The sequence below is a fragment of the Hoylesella timonensis 4401737 = DSM 22865 = JCM 15640 genome (genome assembly GCF_000455445.1).
Lineage (GTDB): Bacteria > Bacteroidota > Bacteroidia > Bacteroidales > Bacteroidaceae > Prevotella > Prevotella timonensis.
Window position 1 is genome coordinate 205,081 of the sequence record NZ_HG417091.1, and the last position, 24,046, is coordinate 229,126.

The 24,046-nt window shown below is 40.6% G+C and carries 22 protein-coding genes and 1 pseudogene; 9 read left to right on the forward strand and 14 right to left on the reverse strand.

Translation table 11 applies throughout. The annotated features are described in order from the left end of the window. Positions 1-19: 19 nt before the first annotated feature. Positions 20-1,543, reverse strand: coding sequence for a bifunctional ADP-dependent NAD(P)H-hydrate dehydratase/NAD(P)H-hydrate epimerase (locus BN35_RS02885; RefSeq protein WP_025071941.1), 1,524 nt, complete (start codon positions 1,541-1,543; stop codon positions 20-22). A gap of 490 nt (positions 1,544-2,033) precedes the next feature. Here BN35_RS02885 and hpt point away from each other — a divergent pair. The 5 genes and pseudogenes from hpt (at position 2,034) to BN35_RS02910 (ending at position 6,409) form a co-directional block, all read left to right on the forward strand. Next, a pseudogene (gene hpt / locus BN35_RS02890) lies at positions 2,034-2,573 on the forward strand (hypoxanthine phosphoribosyltransferase). Continuing rightward, the gene (locus tag BN35_RS02895; RefSeq protein WP_025071942.1) at positions 2,570-3,142 is read left to right on the forward strand and encodes an adenylate kinase; all 573 of its coding nucleotides are present in this window, start codon (positions 2,570-2,572) and stop codon (positions 3,140-3,142) included. Before hpt ends, BN35_RS02895 begins: the two are co-directional and overlap by 4 nt. Positions 3,143-3,241: 99 nt before the next feature. Then, the gene (obgE, locus tag BN35_RS02900; RefSeq protein WP_025071943.1) at positions 3,242-4,408 is read left to right on the forward strand and encodes a GTPase ObgE; all 1,167 of its coding nucleotides are present in this window, start codon (positions 3,242-3,244) and stop codon (positions 4,406-4,408) included. Beyond that, complete coding sequence (pgeF, locus tag BN35_RS02905; RefSeq protein WP_234396671.1) at positions 4,389-5,207, forward strand: peptidoglycan editing factor PgeF; 819 nt, start codon at positions 4,389-4,391, stop codon at positions 5,205-5,207. Before obgE ends, pgeF begins: the two co-directional genes overlap by 20 nt. 65 nt (positions 5,208-5,272) lie before the next feature. Next, a complete protein-coding gene (locus tag BN35_RS02910; RefSeq protein WP_025071945.1) occupies positions 5,273-6,409 on the forward strand; it encodes a M23 family metallopeptidase in 1,137 nt (378 codons plus the stop codon). Positions 6,410-6,425: 16 nt separating this feature from the next. Here BN35_RS02910 and BN35_RS02915 read toward each other — a convergent pair whose 3' ends face one another. Both BN35_RS02915 and BN35_RS02920 read right to left on the reverse strand, forming a co-directional pair. Further along, positions 6,426-6,620, reverse strand: coding sequence for a hypothetical protein (locus BN35_RS02915; RefSeq protein ID WP_008122929.1), 195 nt, complete (start codon positions 6,618-6,620; stop codon positions 6,426-6,428). 85 nt (positions 6,621-6,705) lie between these two features. Beyond that, positions 6,706-7,887 (reverse strand): phosphoribosylaminoimidazolecarboxamide formyltransferase, encoded by a 1,182-nt coding sequence (locus tag BN35_RS02920; protein WP_025071946.1) that lies wholly within the window; start codon positions 7,885-7,887, stop codon positions 6,706-6,708. A 371-nt stretch (positions 7,888-8,258) separates the two neighbouring features. Here BN35_RS02920 and BN35_RS02925 point away from each other — a divergent pair, with 371 nt between their 5' ends. Further along, positions 8,259-8,561 (forward strand): hypothetical protein, encoded by a 303-nt coding sequence (locus BN35_RS02925; RefSeq protein WP_025071947.1) that lies wholly within the window; start codon positions 8,259-8,261, stop codon positions 8,559-8,561. Positions 8,562-8,620: 59 nt separating this feature from the next. On the opposite strand, the gene rplS is transcribed toward BN35_RS02925, so the two are convergent. After that, entirely contained in the window at positions 8,621-9,025 is a 405-nt protein-coding gene (rplS, locus tag BN35_RS02930; RefSeq protein WP_081411425.1) for a 50S ribosomal protein L19, read from the reverse strand. Between the two features lie 513 nt (positions 9,026-9,538). On the opposite strand from rplS, the gene BN35_RS02935 reads away from it, so the two are divergent. After that, a complete protein-coding gene (locus BN35_RS02935; RefSeq protein ID WP_025071949.1) occupies positions 9,539-10,303 on the forward strand; it encodes a 5'-nucleotidase C-terminal domain-containing protein in 765 nt (254 codons plus the stop codon). Positions 10,304-10,330: 27 nt separating this feature from the next. Then, a complete protein-coding gene (locus tag BN35_RS02940) occupies positions 10,331-11,176 on the forward strand; it encodes a bifunctional metallophosphatase/5'-nucleotidase (RefSeq protein WP_025071950.1) in 846 nt (281 codons plus the stop codon). A 327-nt stretch (positions 11,177-11,503) separates the two neighbouring features. On the opposite strand, the gene porT is transcribed toward BN35_RS02940, so the two are convergent. After that, complete coding sequence (gene porT / locus BN35_RS02945) at positions 11,504-12,253, reverse strand: type IX secretion/gliding motility protein PorT/SprT (RefSeq protein WP_028900945.1); 750 nt, start codon at positions 12,251-12,253, stop codon at positions 11,504-11,506. A gap of 1,194 nt (positions 12,254-13,447) precedes the next feature. Here porT and BN35_RS13000 point away from each other — a divergent pair. Then, positions 13,448-13,618: a DUF362 domain-containing protein gene (locus BN35_RS13000; protein ID WP_081411426.1), complete on the forward strand. Its 171-nt coding sequence runs from the start codon at positions 13,448-13,450 to the stop codon at positions 13,616-13,618. Between the two features lie 299 nt (positions 13,619-13,917). On the opposite strand, the gene BN35_RS02950 is transcribed toward BN35_RS13000, so the two are convergent. The 9 genes from BN35_RS02950 to BN35_RS02990 form a co-directional block, all read right to left on the reverse strand. Beyond that, positions 13,918-15,336 (reverse strand): tetratricopeptide repeat protein, encoded by a 1,419-nt coding sequence (locus tag BN35_RS02950; RefSeq protein WP_025071951.1) that lies wholly within the window; start codon positions 15,334-15,336, stop codon positions 13,918-13,920. Between the two features lie 50 nt (positions 15,337-15,386). Continuing rightward, positions 15,387-16,352 carry a PstS family phosphate ABC transporter substrate-binding protein gene (locus tag BN35_RS02955; protein ID WP_025071952.1) on the reverse strand — a complete coding sequence of 322 codons (966 nt, stop codon included), beginning with the start codon at positions 16,350-16,352 and terminating at the stop codon, positions 15,387-15,389. 1 nt (position 16,353) lies between these two features. Then, positions 16,354-17,190, reverse strand: a complete 837-nt coding sequence (locus BN35_RS02960) for an energy transducer TonB (RefSeq protein WP_025071953.1) — start codon at positions 17,188-17,190, stop codon at positions 16,354-16,356. A gap of 35 nt (positions 17,191-17,225) precedes the next feature. Next, positions 17,226-17,864 carry an ExbD/TolR family protein gene (locus BN35_RS02965; RefSeq protein ID WP_025071954.1) on the reverse strand — a complete coding sequence of 213 codons (639 nt, stop codon included), beginning with the start codon at positions 17,862-17,864 and terminating at the stop codon, positions 17,226-17,228. A gap of 2 nt (positions 17,865-17,866) precedes the next feature. Continuing rightward, positions 17,867-18,487: an ExbD/TolR family protein gene (locus tag BN35_RS02970; RefSeq protein WP_008122901.1), complete on the reverse strand. Its 621-nt coding sequence runs from the start codon at positions 18,485-18,487 to the stop codon at positions 17,867-17,869. Between the two features lie 31 nt (positions 18,488-18,518). Beyond that, positions 18,519-19,340 (reverse strand): MotA/TolQ/ExbB proton channel family protein, encoded by an 822-nt coding sequence (locus tag BN35_RS02975; RefSeq protein ID WP_025071955.1) that lies wholly within the window; start codon positions 19,338-19,340, stop codon positions 18,519-18,521. 216 nt (positions 19,341-19,556) lie between these two features. Next, on the reverse strand, positions 19,557-20,750 hold the full coding sequence (locus BN35_RS02980; protein ID WP_025071956.1) for a pyridoxal phosphate-dependent aminotransferase: 1,194 nt from the start codon (positions 20,748-20,750) through the stop codon (positions 19,557-19,559). Between the two features lie 113 nt (positions 20,751-20,863). Further along, positions 20,864-22,075 carry a bifunctional 3,4-dihydroxy-2-butanone-4-phosphate synthase/GTP cyclohydrolase II gene (locus BN35_RS02985; protein WP_025071957.1) on the reverse strand — a complete coding sequence of 404 codons (1,212 nt, stop codon included), beginning with the start codon at positions 22,073-22,075 and terminating at the stop codon, positions 20,864-20,866. A 22-nt stretch (positions 22,076-22,097) separates the two neighbouring features. Beyond that, entirely contained in the window at positions 22,098-24,005 is a 1,908-nt protein-coding gene (locus BN35_RS02990; RefSeq protein WP_025071958.1) for an LptF/LptG family permease, read from the reverse strand. Positions 24,006-24,046 lie beyond the last annotated feature (41 nt).

The window sequence follows — 24,046 nt, forward strand, 5'->3', positions numbered from 1 at the left end:
GAGGGATGTGTGTCAAACCTCAATGCAATGCCTGTAATTTCTTGAATGCCTGTGGTAACCAGCGAATAATATCGCCCGCAATCATACTCTCTTTTCCCATTTCTTGTGCTGCCAAATCGCCCGCTAATCCGTGAAGATACATACCTACGATGCATGCGTCAGCATGACGGTATCCGCGTGCCAATAGTCCTGTGATAATGCCCGTTAAGACATCTCCACAGCCAGCAGTTGCCATGCCTCCATTGCCAGTTGAGTTAAAGAACACTTTCCCATTAGGCTGGCACAGTGCGGTATAATGCCCTTTTAGCAGCACGAATCCGTGCAACCGTCCTGCCAATTCGCAGGCTTTTGCGAGTCTTTCGTAACTGTCAGCACTTGTATTTCCAATCAGTCGGTCAAACTCTTTGGGATGAGGGGTAAGAATAATGTTCTTGGGCAATTGCTGCATCCATGCTCGATGCGTACCTAACATGTTCAGAGCATCGGCATCAACAACAATAGGACACTGTGCACGCCTTACTTGTGCAATCATGGCGATGGCGGAGTTCTCGTGTTGTCCCAATCCAGAACCTATACCTAAGGCATCAAAAGGGTCTGTGTCTACGGGTTCGGTGAAGTATTCTTTTTCAGGGTCTACACTCACAATGGCTTCTGGAACTGAAATTTGGAGGATATTAAGAAGATGCTTAGGAATGTGAGTGGTCACTTTTCCAATGCCTACTCGCAGACAAGCTTGAGTGGCGAGTGTTGCAGCACCTGCCATACCGTAACTGCCAGCCACTAATAGTGCATGCCCCATGTCGCCTTTGTGTACAAATTCAGAACGTGTTAGCAACTTTTCAACCACTTCATGTTCTTCCACAATGTTGTATTTGGCATCTATTTGCTGGGTAAAAGCTTCTGAAAGTTGGATGTCCAACACTTTTACTTGTCCAATATAGGGTTGCATGTCCGCCATCATCATGGACAACTTTTTGTGCTGAAGTGTGAACGTTACATCCGCTTTCACGATATTTGTCCGAACATTAAAAGCATTGTTTTCGGGTAAGAGTCCTGAAGGCATGTCAATGCTTACCACCTTGCAAGGCGATTGGTTGATATATTTTACCAGTGATGCAAAGCCTCCTGTGAGTGGTTTGTTAAGTCCTGCTCCAAACAATCCGTCAATGACAACGGTATCGGCTTCCAAAGCAGGAGGTTCAAAATTGAGCGTAACTTCCGTGAAATGGGTAATTTTTGGGTGATTTTTCAATCGATCCCTGTTGATAGCACAATTCTCGGATAGTTTGTTACTAATATTAAACAAATAAACATCAATGGAATATCCGTTCTCTGCCAATATCCGAGCTACAGCCAATGCGTCACCCCCATTGTTTCCAGGACCAGCAAAGACTACCATGGGCGATGTTGTCGTCCAGCTATTCATGATGGCGCGGCTCAATGCCTGTGCCGAACGCTCCATCAAATCAATGCTTTTAATGGACTCGTGCGCAATGGTATAATCGTCAAGCTCTTGAATTTGAGCACTTGTTAATATCTTCATTACTGCAAAAATACAAAATTAATATAAATAGGTGTACTTGGTATTTCCTATTTTTAGTTAATTTCTACAAAAAATGCCCTTTATCATTTTTCTTGTTATGGAAATCCTCATATTGGGAAACCCAGCACAACATTTACACCGTTTGCAATAGAGGGTAAACAAGAAAAAGGGTCTCTGTTTCTCTATCCTATTGGTTAAAAGCATTAATGGCAAAAAGATAAGTCCCTTCATCCATTATTTCAAGCGGGTAATTCTTTGGGTTAAAAATGTTGATGGCTATTCTTACTGAAGAGGGGGTAGATAGGAAGATCGAATCTCTCTCTATGCTTGCTGTTTGACAAAAGATTTTGAGTGTGTCAAAAGGGTATGGAAATCAATATTTTGTAGACTATAGATAGATTTTAAATTATACTAATTAATGCCTATGAGCTTCGCAACTTCATGATATTTTTAGTAACTTTGTGCTTTCTAAATATAAATCATACCATCCATGAGTGAAGTTACGATTAAAGATAAGACGTTTAAGACGTTCATTCCAGAGGCCGACTTGTTACGCCGTGTAAAAGAGGTTGCCAACCAAATTAGCCGCGATTTTGAAGGAAAAAATCCGCTTTTGCTGGCGGTGTTAAATGGATCTTTCATCTTTGCAGCCGATTTGATGCGCTATATCACCATACCATGTGAGATTTCTTTTGTGAAGCTGGCTTCTTACCAAGGTATTGCTTCCACGGGTGAAATCAAAGAGGTGATAGGTCTTAATGAAGATATTACAAATCGTGCAGTCATTATTGTGGAGGATATTGTAGACACTGGTGCTACGATGAAGCGTATGATAGAAAAATTGGGTACACGTAGTCCTGCCTCGTTAGATATTTGAACTTTGTTGTTGAAGCCAGGTAAACTCAAAGTACCACTTAATATTAAGTACGTAGCTATGGAGATACCTAATGATTTTATTGTGGGGTATGGTTTGGACTATGACCAGTTAGGAAGAAATTTACGAGATATTTATACAATAGTAGAAGAATGAAAAATATAGTAATCTTTGGTGCTCCTGGTTCAGGAAAGGGCACACAGAGCGATAAGCTCATTGAAAAATTTGGTTTGGAACATATTTCTACTGGAGATGTGTTGCGTAGCGAAATCAAGAATGGTACGGATTTGGGAAATACAGCCAAGGGATTTATTGACAAGGGCCAGCTGATTCCTGATGAATTGATGATTGATATCCTCGCCAGCGTTTATGATAGCTTTGGTAAAAATCATAAGGGAGTTATCTTCGATGGATTTCCCCGAACGATTCCACAAGCTGAGGCATTGAAAGAAATGTTGGCAAAACGTGGGCATCATGTAGCTGCTATGATAGAACTGGATGTGCCAGAAGATGAATTGATGAAGCGATTATTGTTGCGTGGGCAACAGAGTGGTCGCAGTGATGATAATGAAGAAACGATTAAAAAGCGTTTAGGCGTTTATCATGCACAAACAGCTCCGCTCATAGAATGGTACAAGCAAGAAGCGATACATCACCACATTGACGGCTTGGGCGAGTTGGATAGAATCACAGCAGATATTTGTGCTGTCGTTGAAGCTTTATAATTAACTTTTAATATGACTATCATTCAAGTTCAAAGAACTGAGGAATTTGAAGGATAGTCATATTTCATGTTTTGTTGTCTTACCCTTAATCATGTTTTCATGGAGTCTAATTTTGTTGATTACGTAAAGATTTATTGTCGTTCGGGAAAAGGCGGTAGAGGGTCTATGCACCTTCGTCATGTCAAATACAACTACAATGGCGGCCCCGATGGTGGTGACGGAGGTAAGGGAGGAAGTATCTATCTTCGTGGTAACCACAATTACTGGACGCTTCTACATCTACGGTACGACCGACATATCTTTGCTGAACATGGTGGAAATGGAGGTAAAGACAAGTGTCATGGTACTGATGGAAAGGATATATATATTGATGTCCCTTGTGGTACGGTGGTGTATAATGCCGAAAATGGTAAGTTTATTTGCGATGTGACCGAGCATGGACAGGAGGTATTATTGTTGAAAGGTGGGCGAGGAGGACTTGGAAATTTCCAGTTTAGGACAGCCACCAATCAGGCTCCACGCTATGCACAGCCTGGCGAGCCCATGCAAGAGATGACCGTTATCTTAGAACTTAAATTGCTGGCAGATGTGGGATTGGTTGGTTTTCCCAATGCAGGTAAGTCTACCTTGGTTTCCTCTTTGTCGAGTGCACGGCCTAAGATAGCCAATTATCCGTTTACTACCCTTGAACCATCTTTGGGCATTGTGGAATATCGTGATCATCATTCGTTTGTCATGGCAGATATTCCAGGCATCATAGAAGGTGCGAGTGAGGGGAAGGGATTAGGCTTGCGTTTTTTGAGACATATTGAGCGCAACTCCTTGTTACTGTTTATGGTACCTGGTGATACTGATGATATTAAGAAGGAGTATGAAATATTGCTCAATGAACTGCGTACCTTCAACCCTGATATGATGGACAAACACCGTGTCTTAGCAGTGACAAAATGTGACTTGTTAGACCAAGAACTGATCGAAATGCTGCACGACACTCTTCCTACTGATTTGCCCGTTGTGTTTATTTCTGCTGTGACAGGTCAGGGATTGGATGAACTGAAGGATGTTTTGTGGAAAGAACTTAATAGCGAGAGTAATAAACTGCAGGGAATTATTGCAGAAGACAATTTGATTCATCGGGACAAAGAGATGGATAAAATGGCTTCGGAACTCATTGCCGAAGGTGAGGTGGAGGAAATAACTCCAATAGACGACAATGACAATCAAGACATCGAAGACTTGGAAGATTATGAGTACGAAGATGTCTGATGCGCAGCAAACAGATTTGCCCACACCTCAGCTCTCTTATTTTCCATTGCATAAGCAAGTTAAAGTTTTTTCTACCACACGGAGCGGAGGCGTCAGTAAGGGTTGTTACAGTTCGTTTAACATCAATCCTTATAGTGGAGATGAACCGAAAGCCATACAGTCTAATCGAGCAGCTCTTTGTGCCGAACTCCAGTTAAGTGCCGACCGTCTTTTGTTGCCACATCAAGTTCACGGTGTCAAGACAAGGGTTATCGAAAAGGATTTCTTTTCTTTGTCACCATCTACGCAGCATTTATTGTTAGAAGGTGTGGATGCGCTCATCACTTCTGTACCACAAGTTTGCATTGGTGTGTCTACTGCCGATTGCATTCCTGTGCTTTTATATGATACGAAGCAACATGCTATTGCTGCCATTCATGCTGGTTGGCGAGGCACCGTGCAGCGAATTGTGCAGCACACTTTTTCCATGATGCGGCAGGTTTATGACACCTCGGCAGCTGATGTGTATGCTTGTATAGGACCCGGAATATCCTTAAAGAATTTTGAGGTTGGTGATGAAGTGTTTGAAAGATTTGCAAAAGCAGGTTTTCCCCTTTCGTCTATCAGTGTGAAGAAGACGAAGTGGCACCTCGATTTGCCTGAATGCAATCGTCTGCAACTCATAGAGGAGGGGGTAAAGGCGCACCATATTTTGCAGACAGACATTTGTACGTACGACCAGATAGACCAATATTTTTCTGCAAGACGGCTGGGAGTGGCGTCTGGGCGAATTTACAATGGTATTCTGTTAAATGAATGAGCATAAAGAAAGGTGATTCCGAAATACGATAACATCTGTCTATGTCTCTCCAAAACGGTAATGAAATGAAATTTCCTTTACGAAAATTAATATTGAGTGTAGCTTCAGTCATGAGCTTGTCGGCTTTTGCTTCCGATACAGAACAGTTCACTCCTGCAGAACGACAGCAGGTGAGTATTGCTACACCTCATCTCTTTGACAAATCTGATCAATTCTATATTGATTTTAAAAAGTTGTCTTCAACAGATTATTGTTTTCCACTTCCTGTGGGAAAGAGTATCCTTTTGCCGCAGCAAGAACTGGAAATCAGAACCTCGAAGGGAGATGCGGTGAAGGCGATGTTTGATGGTGCTGTGCGCTTGTCCAAGCGAAATGCAGCTCAAATACCCGTATTAGTGATTCGACATAAGAATGGATTGGAAACCGTTTATAGTCATCAAGTGCAGAATTTGGTGAAAGTGGGTGAACATGTGCGTGCAGGACAGACCATTGCAATTATTGGAGAGCGTGCAGGACGCTCGTTTTTGCGCTTTTCAATCATGGTGAATGGTGCCCGTATCAACCCAACGATTATTCTCAGTCCTGCGAGTCATCAATTATATTCACAATTGCTACAGTTTAAGAAAGTGGGGCATCACATTGATGTGAAAGTGGTGACGGAGGAGCAACAGCGTGCAGGAGTTGACCCAGAAAATCCTTTTAAAAACAGTAATTCTTTTCAACTGAACTTGTCTGAAGTGAGGAAAACAGGTCAATGGGCTTATCCTCTTCCTGGTGCAAAGGTGATAAGTCCTTACGGAGGCAGACGAGGACATGGCGGAGTAGATTTGAAGACAAAGCCGAAAGATAAGATAGTGGCAGCCTTTGATGGAGTAGTAACGCTGTCAGGGCCACATTATGGGTATGGAAACTGTATCAAAATAAAACATAAATATGGCTTTGAAACCCTTTACAGTCATCAATCTAAAAACTTTGTAAAGGTGGGTCAGAAAGTGAAGGCTGGGGATGTGATTGGATTGACAGGGCGAACAGGACGTGCAACAACTGCACATTTGCATTTTGAAGTAAAATACAGAGGGCGGCGTTACAATCCAAATATACTGTTCGACCATGCAAAGCGAAGTTTACAAGATGTAACCTTGACCTTGACTAAATTAGGAAAAATTACTTCGAAGCGTAATAAGACTTACGCTCCGAAGTAAGTGCGATATCCTTATATCACGCTTTCCCTTTATGTCTATTGGCTCGCTGTGTGCGGTATTTCGCTTTTTGGCGAGCAGAGCCACTGCCATGTGCTCCTGTAATATACTTCTTTTTCTTGGCTTTGGTCTTAATCTTTCCGTCCTCTTTTTTCTCTTTAGGAGGCTTGCGAAAGACTATCCCGTTTTCTAATATATCGTCAAAATCGTCCATACACATGTAAATTGATGACAGTGGTACTTGCTTTCTTGTTAGATGTTCTTCATACGAAGATACTTATGCCACTGTGTTTGATGAATTAATGGTGGAATAATCTCACCCCTGTAAATGCCATTGTGATGCCATATTTGTTGCAAGTCTCAATAACATGGTCGTCTCTCACAGAACCTCCAGCTTGTGCTATGTATTGTACACCACTTTTGTGAGCTCGTTCAATATTATCTCCAAAGGGGAAGAATGCATCACTTCCTAATGCCACTTGTGTGTTTTGGCAAAGCCATTCTTTCTTTTCCTCTTGGGTCAAGGGCTCTGGTTTTTTCGTAAAGATAGCTTCCCATGCTCCGTCTTTCAAGAGGTCATCCGCCTCGTTGCCAATGTATAAGTCAATGGCGTTGTCTCTATCTGCACGACGGATATGCTCCTTGAATGGCAAGTTCATGACCTTGGGACATTGGCGAAGCCACCACGTGTCTGCTTTGTCACCTGCCAAGCGGGTGCAATGAATTCTACTCTGTTGTCCAGCTCCTATTCCAATTGCCTGTCCATCTTTGACATAACAAACACTGTTGCTCTGGGTATATTTGAGAGTGATAAGTGCTATGGTAAGATCTCGCTTGGCATTTTCTGGCAAGGATTGCTGTTCTGTGGGGATGTTTTCAAATAATCGATCGTCATTAAGTTTAACTTCATTGCGCCCTTGTTCAAAGGTAATGCCAAAAACCTGTTTGTGTTCAATAGGATTCGGCTGATAGTTTGGGTCTATCTTAATGACATTGTAAGTCCCCTTGCGCTTTTCTCTCAAAATCTCCAATGCTTCAGGTGTAAAATCAGGTGCAATGACGCCATCGCTCACTTCACGTTTGATAAGCAATGCCGTTGCTGCATCGCAGGTGTCGCTTAATGCAACAAAATCGCCATACGAACACATGCGGTCTGCTCCTCGGGCTCTTGCATAAGCACAGGCAAGGGGTGAGAGTTCAAAGTCTACATCGTCGACAAAATAAATCTTTTTTAAGGTGTCGCTTAGTGGTAGTCCAATGGCAGCCCCAGCTGGTGAGACGTGCTTGAATGAGGCAGCAGCAGGAAGACTTGTTGCAGCCTTCAGCTCTTTTACTAATTGCCAACTATTGAGTGCGTCAAGAAAGTTGATATAGCCTGGGCGGCCATTTAATACTTCTATTGGTAATTCCTCCTCTTCCATATAAATGCGTGAAGGCTTCTGATTGGGATTGCAACCGTACTTTAATGCTAATTCTTTCATATCGGAAAATGTTCTAATGGTTTACAAAGATATAAAAAAATAAACTGTTCTGTTACGTTACTTGCTGATTTTTAGCTTTCTTAAAAAGTTTCAGAGACTTTCGGTTCGAGATTTATTCTTATCGTTTTAAGCGCATCCATTGCTGGATGACGACATCAAGAGTACATTGTAAGATTCGCATTCGTTATATTGAAAAGAAATGACGCTCATTGTTTTTCCTTAAGAAAGGGTTGTTTGTTCAATCTTTTTAGTAATTTTGCTTGCTCATTGTTCGATAGACGAGAAAGGTAGAAAGCTCAAGTTTCTGTCTTCCAATGAACTTATGGATGAGGTTAATATACATGGTTGTTATGAATTAATTGATTCACAAAATGTTGCAAGATATAAAGCGTCTGTTAGAAGAAATGGAGGCAAAGGTCGGAGAAACAGCAGGTAATCTGTTGACAGAAGATGAGAAAATCGTACATGTATTGGCGAAACATGGTTTGTGTGCAAATTTGAGTGGTGTTCAGAAACTGTGGGATTGTCTACAAAGAAAAGAGAAACTGTCTGTAGCTACTTTGGATAAATTAGCTCTCCTTGCGGGCTTTCAAAATTGGAAAGATTTAAAAGCCGCTTTGCATGGTGAGAATAGTGCAGACCTCAACTACGACGATGATGACGAAGTGAAATAAAAAAGGTCGCAACAACTATTGCGACCTCTTTTATCTTAAAAATACTTTTGACCTGAATCTTATTTGTTGGAGACAGTTCTTCTTTCCTGGATACGTGCTTTCTTACCAGTAAGACCACGTAAGTAGTACAACTTAGCGCGACGTACTTTACCACGCTTGTTCACTTCTATCGAGTCAATGCTGGGCGACTCAATAGGGAAAATACGCTCTACACCTACTGTTCCAGACATTTTGCGTACAGTAAAGCGCTTCTTATCACCATGTCCTGAAATCTTTATTACGACACCGCGATAGAGCTGGATACGCTCTTTGGTACCCTCGACGATTTTGTAAGCGACAGTAATAGTATCACCTGCTTTGAATTCAGGGAACTTTTTGTCGGTTGCAAATGCTTCTTCAGCAACTTTAATTAAATCCATTTTTAATTTGGTCATTAAATATTGTTTGTCGTTCCAACACAACATGGACAGCAACTCTTCTACTTCCAGAGGTTATGCCGAAAAGCGGTGCAAAGTTACAACATTTTTTTGAAATAATATAAGTTTATTCTTTTTTCTTTTGTTTCAACAGCAAATCTGTCGAATGACGCGATTTTGCAAACGCACACAACGTAGTTAAATACATTACAGCTGTGGATTCGTAATTGGGACAAAGCCTCCAAGCTTTGTTCATCATCTGAGATGTCGTTCGCAACGGAATTGTTGTAGTACAATTACCCTTAGACTTAAGAACGGTGTAAAGAGGAACCTATAAAATTACCTTGATGAGAAGAAATCGCTTTCACATAGAGAATATTGTCTTCAAACTATTTTTGAAATCTTACAAAAAAATCTATCTTTGCATTATCATTAAATCGTTTTCAGCCTCAGATGTAATGATGTGCTTGGTAACTACTCAGTAGTGGCGAGATAAAAACGACTAAGAGTAATGAGTCTTGTGCATTTGTGGGTTATAAATATTGGTAAATAAGAATTGAAATGAGAAAAACAAAATTGCTGTTTGAGCTTGCTTTCATATCGTTGATGGCAACATCGTGTGCATCGCACTATCAGTTGACGAACGTTCAGCGAACTCGAATACTCGTAGATCATCGGTATGATGGCATTCGTAATGAGAAAGTAGACGCCTTGATGCGGCCCTACAAACACGAGGTAGATAGTTTGATGAGTCCTGTTGTTGGGCGAGTTAAGCGTGACATGTCTGTGGGTAGACCTGAAAGTACGCTTTCTAATCTGCTGTCGGACATCTTGGTTTGGGGCGGAAGAGCATTTCATGAGACTCCTGATTTCGCTGTATATAATATGGGAGGTATCCGTGCAGCGTTGGTGAAAGGGGATGTGACGAAGGGTGATGTGGTCGATGTGGCACCCTTTGAGAACAAACTTTGCTTCTTAACGCTGACAGGAGAACAAGTGCTTGAGCTTTTTAAGCAAATTGCCTCGGTTGGTGGCGAAGGTGTGAGTCATGGAGTAGAACTAAGAATTACGAAAGACGGACAGTTGAAGTCGGCTTTAGTTCACGGAAAACCCATTGAACCACAGCGTTTGTACCGTATAGCAACTCTTGATTACTTGGCGCAGGGAAATGACAAACTTGTTGCCTTTAAGAAGAAAACGCAGGTGTTGTCGCCTCAAGATAAGCAAAACAATGTGCGATTTATAATTATGGATTATTTTCAACAAGCCAACGCACAGGGGCTTGAGGTTGATGCTGCTATTGAAGGAAGAATTGTTGTTGAGTAAGTTGAACCAGAATTACCAAAGTTAGAAATGAAGAATTATCGTTATATATTAGTTAGTGTACTCTTATGTTTAGGGACAACACTTGTGGCTCAAAATAAGAGTCTTACTATTCTCCACACAAACGACACCCACAGTTGTATATATCCATTAAACCCGAACTTAGCAGATACCATGCTTGCAGGGCGAGGGGGATTTATTCGAAGAATTGGGATGCTGAAAGAGGAAAGGAAGAAAGACCCTCAGCTGTTACTTTTCGATAGTGGCGATTTCAGTCAGGGCTCGCCTTATTATACCTTATATCAAGGAGAGGTCGAGGTAAAGTTGATGAATGAAATGGGGTATGATGCAGGTGTGCTTGGCAATCATGAGTTTGATTTTGGAATGGACAACCTGGCTCGTCTTATCAAACAATTAAATTATCCTGTCGTATGTAGCAATTATGATTTTACGGGAACTGTTTGTGAAGGTTTGGTAAAGCCGTATGTTATACTGAAGCGCAAAGGGATTAAGATAGGTGTGTTTGGACTCTCGCCAGAGATGGAAGGACTTGTAGATTTGAAGAAATGTGAGGGAGTGAAGTATTTAGACCCTATCAAAGTAGGGCAGCAAATGGCTTCTCTCTTAAAAAATAAATATAAGTGTGATTTAGTGATTTGTTTATCGCACATGGGTTGGTTGAAAAAGGGGATGAGCGAACAACGTATAATTGCACATACTCGGGGCATTGACCTGCTGTTAGGTGGACACTCTCATACATATTTCCAATCTCTAAGATATGTTAAGAATTTGGATGGAAAAGAGATACCTGTTGATCAAAATGGGAAACATGCCATTTATGTAGGAAAGTTGCTATTGCAATTCAAGAAAAAATGACAAAACATTTGGCATAGAAATAAAGGCTGGCTCTATAAATTAGCTTTGTTAGATTTTGAGCTTATTTTTGCGATCAAAATGCAAGAGAGTGAAGGAGTGTAGCGAGCTACACGACTGAACGAGCTTACATTTTGAACCAAAAAGAAGCCAAAAGATAACAAAACGTATTTCATAAACATTTGATGACTATGTGCGGTGGTAATTTATAGAACCAGCCTAAAGAACTTTCACTCTGGGTGAGTTTTATAAATTACCATCGTAGCATACGTTTTAGGGCTTGACGAGACTAATTTATGGAACTCACCCTATTTGTTGGTGTGTTCATCTTTATTCAAAATAGAACGTCAAGACTATCATCTTGGAGCGTGCTTCATTGGTAGCGTTGGTGTAAGGTATCATGTTCTTATCTTTAATACCTTTGACATGGTTCTTGTCATAGCTGTTGGTGAGTCCAAACATAAATTTAAGTTCTGGTCTTAACTTAAAGTATTGAAGATAGAAATCACACCCCACGCCTATCTCTGCAAATACATCGTAACGTTTCAAGGCTACAAACTGGTCGTTTTTCCCATTGAGGTTAATCATAGGGTTCACCCCTGTAATTAAATAAGGTCGATGGTTATTAAATCTCGGCGCAGCGAAGATAACATCCAAAGCGGAGGAGATGTAAGCGGTTTTCATGTCTTGTCGCTGCTCCGTTGGCTTTCCTTCTTTATCCAACATGCCATAGTCGCGGAAAGTTAAGTGCCGATTTCCGAAGTACATGGCAGGAGCAATGCGAAACTGGAAGTGCTTACTGAGCCTCATTTCTGCGAGTACTCCCACCGTGAGTCCTGCATCCCATCTATCTTGGTCAACGGTAATGAGACGTTCTGACACACTCCCGTCTTCGTGTGTGAGTTGTTGAATACCTACATTATTTAATTCAACATCTTGTACATGAGTACCCAATAATACGCCAAAGTGCAGTGGGCGTAAATCTGCGTAGGGACGATTTTGAACGACACGGTCTATCTGTGCAAGGCACTGAACCCATGAGGCAAAAAATAGAATTGTACAAAGCACTGTCTTCTTCATGTTGGAATAACGTAAAATCTACCGTGATATTGCTAATTGGCACAAGTTCTTTAGTGGACACGGCTCTTTCATTTATGGGCAATGTTGTTGAACAATAAACAAATTGAGTGATGCAAATGAATTCAACAAGACAACGAACGCCAACGCTCTACGCGTGAAACAAACCAGCCGACATCAACGCATTGTGTGTTCTTGACAAATTAGCTTTATTTGGTGAACGCCTGCGTTTATAGCTTCCAACCATCGGATTTGCTGTTTTTGTTCAATTTGTAGTTGAAACAAAAGAGCATCCTTGTTTTTGGCAACAAGCGACCTTTTGTTTAATGAATGAGCCTTGCGGTTTCTATCTATACCACGCTCTTTGTGGTAATAACTTCAATGAAATGGGGGTGTAATTATTGTCAAAATATTTAACAAGTACACGCTCATAATTCGAATATTTGCAACCAACTTTACTTTCGGTCGCAAATACGCGAGTTATGCGATAGTTTTACAACTCGTTGTTTGTTAAGTGATTATGCGTAATCGTACGCACAAAACCTCGTTTTTTCCCCTTTTTAGTCTCCAAAAACCATCAAAAAATGGTGTTGAAACAATACTTTAGTGCCTCAATAGTAACTTAGTAAGGGTGTTATTCACATGTAATAGTTGCCTTAACTCAATGCTTCAGCGAGCCAACAGCACTTTTTTCGTCCAAAAATGCCGTTTTGACTGCTTTTTTCATTCTTGTCTTTTTCTATTTCGCAACTTTTCAATTGCGGTTTTATTGTCATCTATATTGACAAAAATAGGAAGTAGAAGATTCTGTATCGCAAGCATTTTGTATCTTTCGTTGTGCAACATGTTTTTTTAGTTTATCTCCTCTGTAAACATTATGTGCATTGAGGTAAGAGGATGTGCCTATTTTGAGACATCCTTTCAACAGCTTCAACGGTCATCGTCAAAGACCTTACTATGTGAAAAACTTTGTACTTACACGAGAAATTCGTTGATGGGGAATAAAAGATAAATGATAAAAAATAATAGTAATTGATAAGTATTTGAAATAATTACTGTACCTTTGCATTATTCAAATGTAGAAAACTACAACGTATATAATTTGATGATAAGAAAATCGAGTCACGGCGAGGAATTGCTGTTATTTCGATAAGTACTATTTTATACAAAAACATTAATTTACAAAAAAACAACATTATGGCTTACGTAATTGGAAATGACTGCATTGCATGCGGTACATGTATTGATGAATGCCCAGTAGGAGCAATCTCTGAAGGTGAAATTTATTCTATCAATCCTGACACTTGCACCGAGTGTGGTACATGTGCAGAAGTTTGCCCAAATGAGGCAATCTCTCTACCTGAGTAAAGAACAGCATTTATAAGAACGGTAAACGTCTGGTGTTAGGAGGTTCATTTCGATATGATATCCTAACAATAACAGAATGATTTGTAACGAGACACTTTGAAATGATTGAGTGTCTCGTTTTATGTTGGTCACTGTTGATAAATTCAGAACGGAGAATACCATAGCTCGTTGTTCAATCATAAGTTTATCTTGATACATACGCAATATTCTGCCAGGTTGGCACATACGTATAAAAAAATAACGAGGGTGTGTCCGTTTATATTTGACACACCCTCGTTATTTGGTTTGTTATTTCTCTTTTACTTCATTCCTAAAGCTTGTTTTGCGACCTCATTGTTAGGATCAAGTTCAAGAACCTTTTTCCAATATGAGTCAGCTGTAGCTTTATTTCCTTGTAACAGATAGTAATATCCTAAATATCTATAAGCTTCAATCAATCTAGTGTTATCCACATCATCACGACTTGCCTTCTCACTTAACGACTTGGCTAATGCCTCATAGAAAGGCTTGGCTAATCCTTGTTTTGTTTCAGGGTCCAAGTTGGAGTTAACACGTGCACGCATGAAGTTAGCAAAATCGATGTTTGCAGGAAATTTTTCACCTAATTGTTTATACACCTCATCAGCTTTGAGATAAGTAGCTTTTTGTTCTTCTCCTTTTTGGCTGGCTGCCATGGTCGTATAGATAGAACCTAACCCAGCTAAGTCAGTAGCAGAAGGCTTCTGGACATTCACTAAATAATCTTCATAATATTTGATGGCATTAGCAAAGTCGCCTTTACCAAGGTAAGCATCAGAGAGCCCTTTCTTGTTATTATTTACAAGTTCGGCATTCTCTTTATTTGCAATTAATGCCTTCTCGAACATCTTAATAGCGTTCTCGTATTGCTTATCACCCAAGTATGCTTGACCATAGTAGGTGTAATCATATCCAGAGATTACCGCACTATCAGAAGCATTGAATAGTCGGTCGGCATATTTAAGTGCATCTTGAATTTGACCTTCGTCCGTGTAATTGTAGAATGCAATTCTGTTCCATGCAGCGTAACGAGGATTTTTACTCAGTCCATATAAAGCCATATCCAAACTCTTCTGACGTTTTTGAGAGAGATAGCCTGCCATGGCATAATTTGTAATGTCTACATTTTCGAGTTTTGACTTATCTACTTTTTCGTAATATTGCATGCTCTTATCCAGCATATTTGAATTGTAGTAAATTCTTGCAGCCAATGCATCAACAGCAATGTCAGGTCGTTGAGTGCGCAAATCATTCAAATTCGATACTGCTTCCTCTGGACTCCTACCTCGGAGAATATTTGCATATTTGAAATATGCATCTGGATTTTTTGGATCAAAGTATTTAGCCTGTTGGTACCAACCTGCTGCAGCTCCGCCATCATCTTTCATTACTTCAACGTCACCTGCCAAGATGTAAGCTGGTGCATATTTCTTATCACGTTCCATAGCAAGGTTGGCATATTTCATAGCCATTTCAGTATTCTTCTGTTCTAAGAATGCCCTTCCTATTCCAACAAGCACAGCAGGATTCTTTTTGTTTGCCTTATAGATAGGTTTTAATGCCTTTTCAACATCGTTCTTTGTTGATTTGATAATCTCCGTTGCTTGTTTAATGGCAACTTGGTCTTCACTTTGTGCTATCACTGGAGCCGACATACTCATGAGTAGAGCTCCTGCCAATAAATATTTAATTCTCTTCATACTCTTTTTCTTTATGGATTTGTTTTTTAATTCTCAGAAATCTGTTGTAATCATTCATTGGATACACGAACATTTCTTACGGTCAAATTTCCGTACGCAGGCAACAAGCCTGTTTTTAAAATAATCTTTTGTCCTTTGTCTTGTGATATAATGAAGTTAGAAAAACCTGTGGGTAATCCCATGTGGGTGTCGTTAAGTAATATATACAAAGTTCGTGCCAAAGGGTAACTCCCATTGAATATATAATATTGGTATGGTTTCCAACTGTTCTGTACGTTTGCGATTGGAACAGAAGACACCGCCATTGGTCGGATTTCTTTCTTGAATGTCAAATTGGTAGTGTCACGTTTGTCGTTTAACCAATTGCTTCCAATAATTCCGATAGCACCTTTGTTTTCTTCTACATACTTAATTACTTCAGTTGTCTTCTTTACTGCTGCAACATTCTTGTTTAGAATTGGTTTTCCTCCCAGAATTGAATCTTCTACGAAGTGGACTGCTGAAGAGTTTGGATTATCAAATACTACAGTGATTTCTCCTATTTTGGATTTCGGATAGATTTGATTCCAACGTGTAATTTTTCCGTTAAGGATATCCTTTATGTTGTCAACACTGATACAAGAATCAGTGTTGCTGATGTTCTGAATTAATGCAAGTCCGTCGTATGCGAACCTAACTGAGCGAGGAAATTGTTTTCTTGCTTTTAGACTTTCAAGTTCCTCTTTCTTAAAATCACGCGAGGTAATCGCCATCCAAACCTCTCCTTTCAGTAGTTTGTTGATGGCTTCTGACTCATTTGTATAGATGGGAGTCAGCTTGGCATCTGGGTAAGTATATTCAAAGAGCTCGCGTTCCTCTTCTATTACTGGACTAAAACTTTCGTCAGAAGCAAAAGTGATTGCTCCTGACGAATAAGTATCTGTTCTCCCATCTTTTGGCTTCTTATTTTTACAAGAAGCCAAAAGACAGGTGATTAGTGTTAATCCTACAAGTATGTAAGATATATTTCTCTTCATGTTATTGTAATTTGAACGAAACAGGTACGTTATATTTCACGCGTACAGCTGAACCATTTTGCTTACCAGGAATCCAAGCAGGCATGCTTCTTACTACACGAGCAGCCTCTTTATCCAATGAGGGGTCTACAGAACGAACTACTTTCACGTCTGTGATATGTCCGTCTCTCTCTACAACGAAAGACACAACGACACGTCCCTGAACACCATTCTCTTGTGCTACTACAGGGTATTTAACGTTTTCGCTCAAGTACTTCATCAGTGCAGATGGACCACCAGGGAATGATGGCATCTGTTCTACTACATCGAAGACCTTATTTTCTACTTCTGGTTTAGGCTCTGGTTGAGCCACTGCTTCTTTCAGTTTCAATACTTCACCGCCCTTGTCATCGTTACCTTTTACATCAATGGCACCGATGGCAGTTTTGGTATTCATCAAATCGTCTTGAGTTTTCAATTCTTCTTCAGGTTTTACTTCGTTATCTTTCTTGATAACAGGTGCAGTAAACTTGATAGAACTTTTTACTCGCTCAACAACCTTTTCAGGTTCTACTTCAACTTTCTTGGTTTGCTTTACTTCAGCCTTTTTCTTTGGCTGGTCAAGCTTAGAAAGTTCTACAACCTCTGTCATTGCAGCTCTCCTTCTTGCTTCTGCGTCTGCGGCCTTTTTAATGGTAAGTCCAACTTGGCAAAGCAAAACTAATACGACTACAGCAATGATAGAGATAACATTTCTCTTACCTGTGCCTTTTCTTAGCTGATAGGCACCGTAAGACTGGTTGCGTCCGGCAAAAACGATGTCGGTCCAATCACCAGAAATCAAATCTATTTTTGACATTGTTACTCTTTTTTAATGGTTAATACGATATCCTCTTATTCGACACCTTTCGCTTTCAACAACTTTTCGTCGTCTTTTGAAATCTTATCGAGGACATACTTACCAATGCTGCAAATCTGCATCTCGTCGAGCGCATCTACTACATTCTTATAACTTGCTTTATCTGTTGCTTTAATGATGATTGTCATGGTCTGAATTTTCTGACCATTGATTTCACCTCTTTTTATCTGAGATAATTCTTTGCTATATACAGAATCGGGCATTTGATCTTTCTTCAAGTCAAGTTCAGCCTTTGCTTTCATCACATCCAAAACTGGTTGCGTATTATCTTCTGTCGTGTGCTGTATCAATACTTTACGAATACCATCTTTACCCCATGTTGTTTCTTTAAGAGTTGATGGATCGTCGTATTTCGGTAACCCTGCCACGTAGTAGATTTTGTCGTTTCCAGCTACATAGATAGTGATAGTGTAAGAAGCCTTGGTAACCGACTTGTCTTGCTCTGTCATGTTCTTATCGTTACTTGGCATACTCAGCTCCATGGTTTGTGGTTTGGCCAAAGAAGTACAGAGCATGAAGAACGTAATAAGAAGCATCATCATGTCCACCATAGGTGTGAAGTCTACGCGGACATTAATCTTCTTCTGTTTACTTGTATCTTTTGATTTTGCCATACTTATTTATCCTCCCCAGTCTTTAATGAAGTGATGAGATAATAACGATTCTGGTTCATGTCTTGAAGTTCTGACATTAGCTTCTTTATTTTGGCATAAGGAGTATCGGCATCTGCCTTAATTGCAATTTTGATATCCTCATTCACATTCAGGGCTTCGGTTACCCAAAGTTGGAATTCACTCTTACCTCCATCAATAGAATCAAGAGGAACACCAGCTTCAGCACCCGTGATTACTTCGGTCATCTTCTCATTAGGAAGACCTAAGTAGCCTTTTAAGCTATTCAATGGCACACCCCACATAGGGTCTGCTTGGAACTTCATCATTTCTTGATTTGTCAGTCCGATACTACTCGTCTCGTTCATTCCTTGAATAAGACTCAACAGGTCGTTCTGATTATCCATACTCATAAACACTTTGCCAGCTTTATCGACAACGATGTTTAGCACGTCGTTTTCTGGAACCTTGATCTCAGAGACAGACGATGGCTGATTTACTTTCACTGGCTCGTTCTTAACGAATGTTGAAGTCAACATAAAGAACGTCAGCAAGAGTACCATCACGTCTGACATAGGAGTCATGTCAATCCAGACGTCATGTTTCTTAACTTTTAACTTACCCATAACTGAATAATTTTTAAAGGGTTAGCAAAAATTAAGCTTCTGGATGCTTTTCTTCGAATGTGTGAGCTATTGTATAACCAATCTCGTCCATTGCAAATGTTAACTTATCAATCTTGTTGGTAAAGTAGTTGTAAGAAACAACAGATACCCAAGATGTAGCAATACCAGATGCTGTATTTACCAATGCCTCTGAAATACCAGTAGAAAGCGCCATAGAGTCAGCACCACCACCAGCAGCCAAGGCTGCGAACGAACGAATCATACCAAGCACAGTTCCGAACAAAGCAGTCAAAGTACCTAATGTTACGACAGTTGCAATGATAGGCAAGTTCATTGTCATGGTTGGCATTTCCAATGCTGTTGCCTCATCGTGTGAGTTCTGGATAGTATTGATTTTCTCTTTTAGTTTGATAGAAGAGTTTTCCATCTCTCTGTAAGATTTCAAGTCTGCCAATACTACATTAGCTACTGAACCTTTTTGCTTGTGGCAAAGTTCTTCTGCTTTAGCGATGTCACCGTTTCTAAGAGCTGCTTTTACGTTTTCTGTAAATTTAGTAACACTTCCTTTACCAGAGCAAGCACTGATAGCAAGTAAACGCTCAACAGACATTGCGATAACGGTACACAATAGACCAAAGATAATAGGCACAACCCATCCTCCTTTGTAAACTGTACCCAACATGTTCAATGGGTGTCCTTCACGGTCACCGTTAGCGAAGTTGGCAGGGTCACCAAGGATAAAGTTGTAGAAACCCCATCCTACAATGAAGGCTAAAATGATGATAATAAACGCATGTCTAACGCCCTGAAATCCTTGTGACTTCTTCTGAGGGGCTGCTTTTGTTGTTGCCATAATTTGAAATTTTAATTTTTGGTTATTAATAATTTAAGTTGTTATAGTTCTTTTGTTTTTCTGGAAGTCCATGATGATTTGAATTTTCTTGTGGACTTTGTTCTTAATCAACAACGCAAAGATATATAAATTATATATAAATTCTTGATGAATTAAGAAGTTTTAACGAGTATTCTTTTTTGATGATAGCGCTTTTTAATGCAGAGCTTTGTCGTTTTATTGTAGCTGCTCAAGCGCATTTTTTATTCTTCGAAAAGCTTCTTGAATATTCTCGTCGCTTGTTGCATAGCTCATTCTCAAGCAGTTGGGCTCTCCAAACGCATCTCCACCTACGGTTGCAACATGCGCTTTTTCTAATAGGTACATCGATAAATCTGTTGAATTTTTGATGTAATAGCCATCTGTAGATTTGCCAAAGAAATAGTTGCATTTGGGGAAGAGATAGAAAGCTCCCTTTGGTTCGATGACTTCCAATCCATGAATATCCTTTGCTAATTTTACAATGAGGTCTCTTCTTCGTTGAAAGGCTTGTCGCATTTCTTCTACACAAGCTTGACTCTGTGTATAAGCAGCGATTGCTGCTCTTTGACTAATGGAACAGGGTCCACTGGTGTATTGGCCTTGCAATTTATTACATCCCTTGACAATCCATTCAGGTGCTGCAATATATCCAATCCTCCACCCAGTCATAGCGTAAGCTTTCGAAATTCCATTGACAATGATGGTGCGCTCTTTCATTCCTGGGAATTGCGCAATACTCTCATGTTTTCCCACATAATTAATATGCTCATATATTTCGTCAGCAATCACATACAAATCTTCATGCTTTAGAATTACATGTGCCAAACCTTCGAGTTCAGATTGAGAATAGACACTTCCTGTTGGATTACAGGGAGAGCAAAGGATTATCACCTTCGTCTTAGGAGTGATTGCTGCCTCTAATTGTGTGGGCGAGATTTTAAACTCTTGGGCAAAACCAGTATTCACAATGATAGGATTTCCTCCCGCTAATTTGACCATCTGTGGATAGCTTACCCAGTAGGGTGCAGGTATAATTACTTCATCTCCCTCGTCAACAAGTGCCATAAACGTATTGCATACACTCTGCTTGGCACCGTTGGACACCAATATCTCAGCAACTTCATAGTCCAGTTGATTCTCCCGATGTAACTTGTCTACAATAGCCTTGCGTAAATCTGGGTATCCGGGAACAGGTGAGTATTTCGAATAGTTTTCGTCAATTGCTTCTTTGGCAGCTGTTTTAATATGGTCGGGCGTGTTGAAGTCTGGTTCTCCAACACTCAGGTTAATCACGTCAATCCCTTGCGCTTTCATCTCACTACTCTTTTGTGACATTGCGAGTGTTGCGGATGGTGCTAAACGGTTGAGACGTTCTGATAACTTTGCCATATTATTTTGCTTTTTATTAAGTTGATGTATGCAAAAGTAATATTTTTATTCTTTTATCTGAAATAAAAGTGACATTATTTCATTTATTGTTTTACAATTGTAATATTTTCACACTATTTAATGTGCAATTTGTGTCCCATCCTGTCTTGTTTTGTTTTCAGATAGTGTTCATTATATTTATTAGGTGTAGTTTCGATAGGTACAATTTCTGTAATTTCCAGTCCGTAGGCTTCCAGTCCTACTCGCTTTACGGGATTGTTGGTCAGCAGTCGCATCTTGCGTACGCCCAAATGACGCAGCATTTGTGCGCCGCAGCCATAGTCCCTCTCATCGGGTTTGAAACCCAAATGTATGTTGGCATCCACGGTATCGTAGCCCTCTTCTTGCAACTTATAGGCTGCCATCTTATTCATAAGGCCGATGCCTCTGCCTTCTTGCTGCATGTAGATAACAACACCTTTCCCCTCTTTCTCAACCAGTTCCATCGACTTGTGCAGCTGCTGTCCGCAGTCACAACGCAAACTTCCCAGGATGTCGCCCGTTGCACAAGACGAATGCACGCGAACCAGCACTGGTTCGTCCCGTTCCCACTTGCCTTTCACCAAGGCCATGTGCTCCAAACCGTTGCTTTGTTGCCTGAAAGGTATGAGGTGAAAATGTCCGTATCGGGTGGGCATGTCTACTTCGACGCCCACTTCGATGATTGATTCCTTTTCCAGTCTGTAGGCGATGAGCTCAGCGATGGTGATGATTTTCACTCCCCACTCCGTGCCCAACTTCTGCAATTCGGGCATGCGTGCCATGGAGCCATCTTCGTTCATGATTTCCATCAGGGCCCCGGCGGGGTAAAGTCCGGCCAACCTGCACAGGTCTACGGTTGCTTCGGTATGTCCACTTCGTCTCAGTACACCGTTGTCTTGTGCATAGAGAGGGTTGATATGTCCAGGACGTCCAAAAGTTTGTGGAGTTGATTTCGGGTCTGCCAGTGCTTTAATGGTGGCAGCTCTATCATGTGCCGACACTCCTGTTGTGCATCCTTCCAGTTTGTCAATGGTAACAGTAAATGGGGTGCCCAGCACAGAAGTGTTGTTAACAACTTGTCTCGGCAGGTCTAACTCTTCACAGCGGGAGAGCGTAATGGGCGCACATAGCACGCCTCTGGCATTCTTCAGCATGAAGTTCACCTTCTCTGGAGTAATCATCTCTGCTGCCATAATGAGATCACCTTCGTTTTCTCTATCTTCATCGTCAACAACTATGACGAATTTGCCTTCCTTAAAATCTTTGATAGCTTCTTCTATCGTAGCTAATTTGAAGTTTTCCATATCGCGTATATATTATGATAAATTATTTCTTTTCTAACATTCTGTCAATGCTGTCTATCATGCGATTGTTTGTTTGTACTATCTGTTTTAAGTCTCGCATGAGGGTAAGTCTGAATCGCCACATTCTTAGATAGAAGAACAATCCCAATGGTACGATTACTGCTGACATGACATTGAGCCATTGATGGTCAAAGGGACGTGTGTGAGCTCTTGTCATCAATATGGGATAGTTGTTCAGTTCATTCAGTATATACTTGTCTCGGGTATTACTCAAATCCTCTATAATGTTCTCCAACAATTCGCTCAAGTGTTCAATCTCATGATCGGGTTCATACTTAAAGAACACCTTTTGCACATTTGGCGCTGTTCGCAGCTTGTGTTGGTTCACATAGTTTTCAATAGCCTGAGTCATCATTTGCAGTTGATTCCTTGCTGCTGTATAGTCGGGGTCATGAATAATTACTTCCTTACCGGTGATGTGACGTTTGGTTTTAATTCCGAAGGCTTTCCTTAGCACACTCTTCCATGTATCAATATTCAGTGCCATGGAGTCGTTGTTCGCTTTGTAGGTAACGAAGGCTGCTAAAGGAATGAGTACCGCTGGTGCCAATCCTTTGCCAAAATTCACAGTCCATATACCACTTCGAGCCATTCGATATCCTGTGTTTTCAAAAATATAATATATGATAAAGACCAACACGGAGATGATGATAGGAAAACCTAATCCTCCTTTTCTGATAATAGCACCCAAGGGAGCACCGATGAAGAAGAAGATGAGACACGTTAGTGCCAACGTAAACTTACCAATCATTTCTATGCGATGTTCTCGCAGCATCTTATCTCCGTCACTGGTAATCATGCTTTGGAAGTTCAACTCGCTGATTTCGGACTGAATATTACTCAGTGCCATATTCATTACACTAATCTTTTGGTCGTTAGAAAGCTTATTATATATGGTGTCGAATACAAATGTTTTCGCTAATCCTGCTCGAACTGCTTTTACGGAGTCTCGTTTATCAATAGAAGGAATGTAGTAAAACATGCGTTGAGTTTCTTTATAAATGCTCCGCCCAACACTGTCGTAAACGCCGTTCAGAGAATCGATACCAGCAACGAGTTGCGTAAGACTTTTCGAGCGTGCATCTCCAGAGAGAGCGGCAACATCCGTCAAATTGAACCCTCCGTCGTAGTCAAGAACAATCTTTTTGCTGGCAAAAGTCTCTCTGCGGTAAGGTATGGCAGCACTGCCTCCTAATTCTTGCGATTGCATGTTTTCGAACCATTCGCCACTCCAAAGGCTTAATAGCAAATGTTTCTTGTCGGCTGTAGATTGGAGCATGCCAGAATCTGCCAGTATAATGGCTTGGTCCTCATAGCTTCCTGTCATTCTATAAATCATGATGCCGTAGAGCTTGCCTGTTTCTACATCTTTCTTTTGTACGTACAGGTTGCTGTTAGGAATGCCATCGTAAAAGATACCTTCTGGAATTTCCAACTCCGGACTCTTCTGTTTCATAGATAGTATGAGTTGGGCGAGCTTCATATTGGCTTTAGGTCCTATATAATTCTGAAAGTAGAAGGAACTGAAACTGATAAAGATAGTAAGAAAGATGAGTGGCTGAAATGTTCTGAACATCGAGATGCCCGACGATTTGATGGCTGTCAATTCGCTGTTCTCTCCTAAGTTTCCAAAGGTGATGAGTGAGGATAATAGTACGGCAAGCGGTAAGGCTTGAGGAACAAGGAAGAGTCCCATGTACCAAAAGAATTGTGCCATGATTTCCATGGACAATCCTTTGCCGATCAGATCATCGACGTAACGCCATAGGAATTGCATCATCAGCACAAATTGACAGATGAAAAATGTGCCAGCGAACAATAATCCAAACTGCTTGGCTGTAAATATATCTAATTTCTTAATTCGAAACATGTAGACTTCTCATTTTGTACGAGTGTACATACAAAATGCAA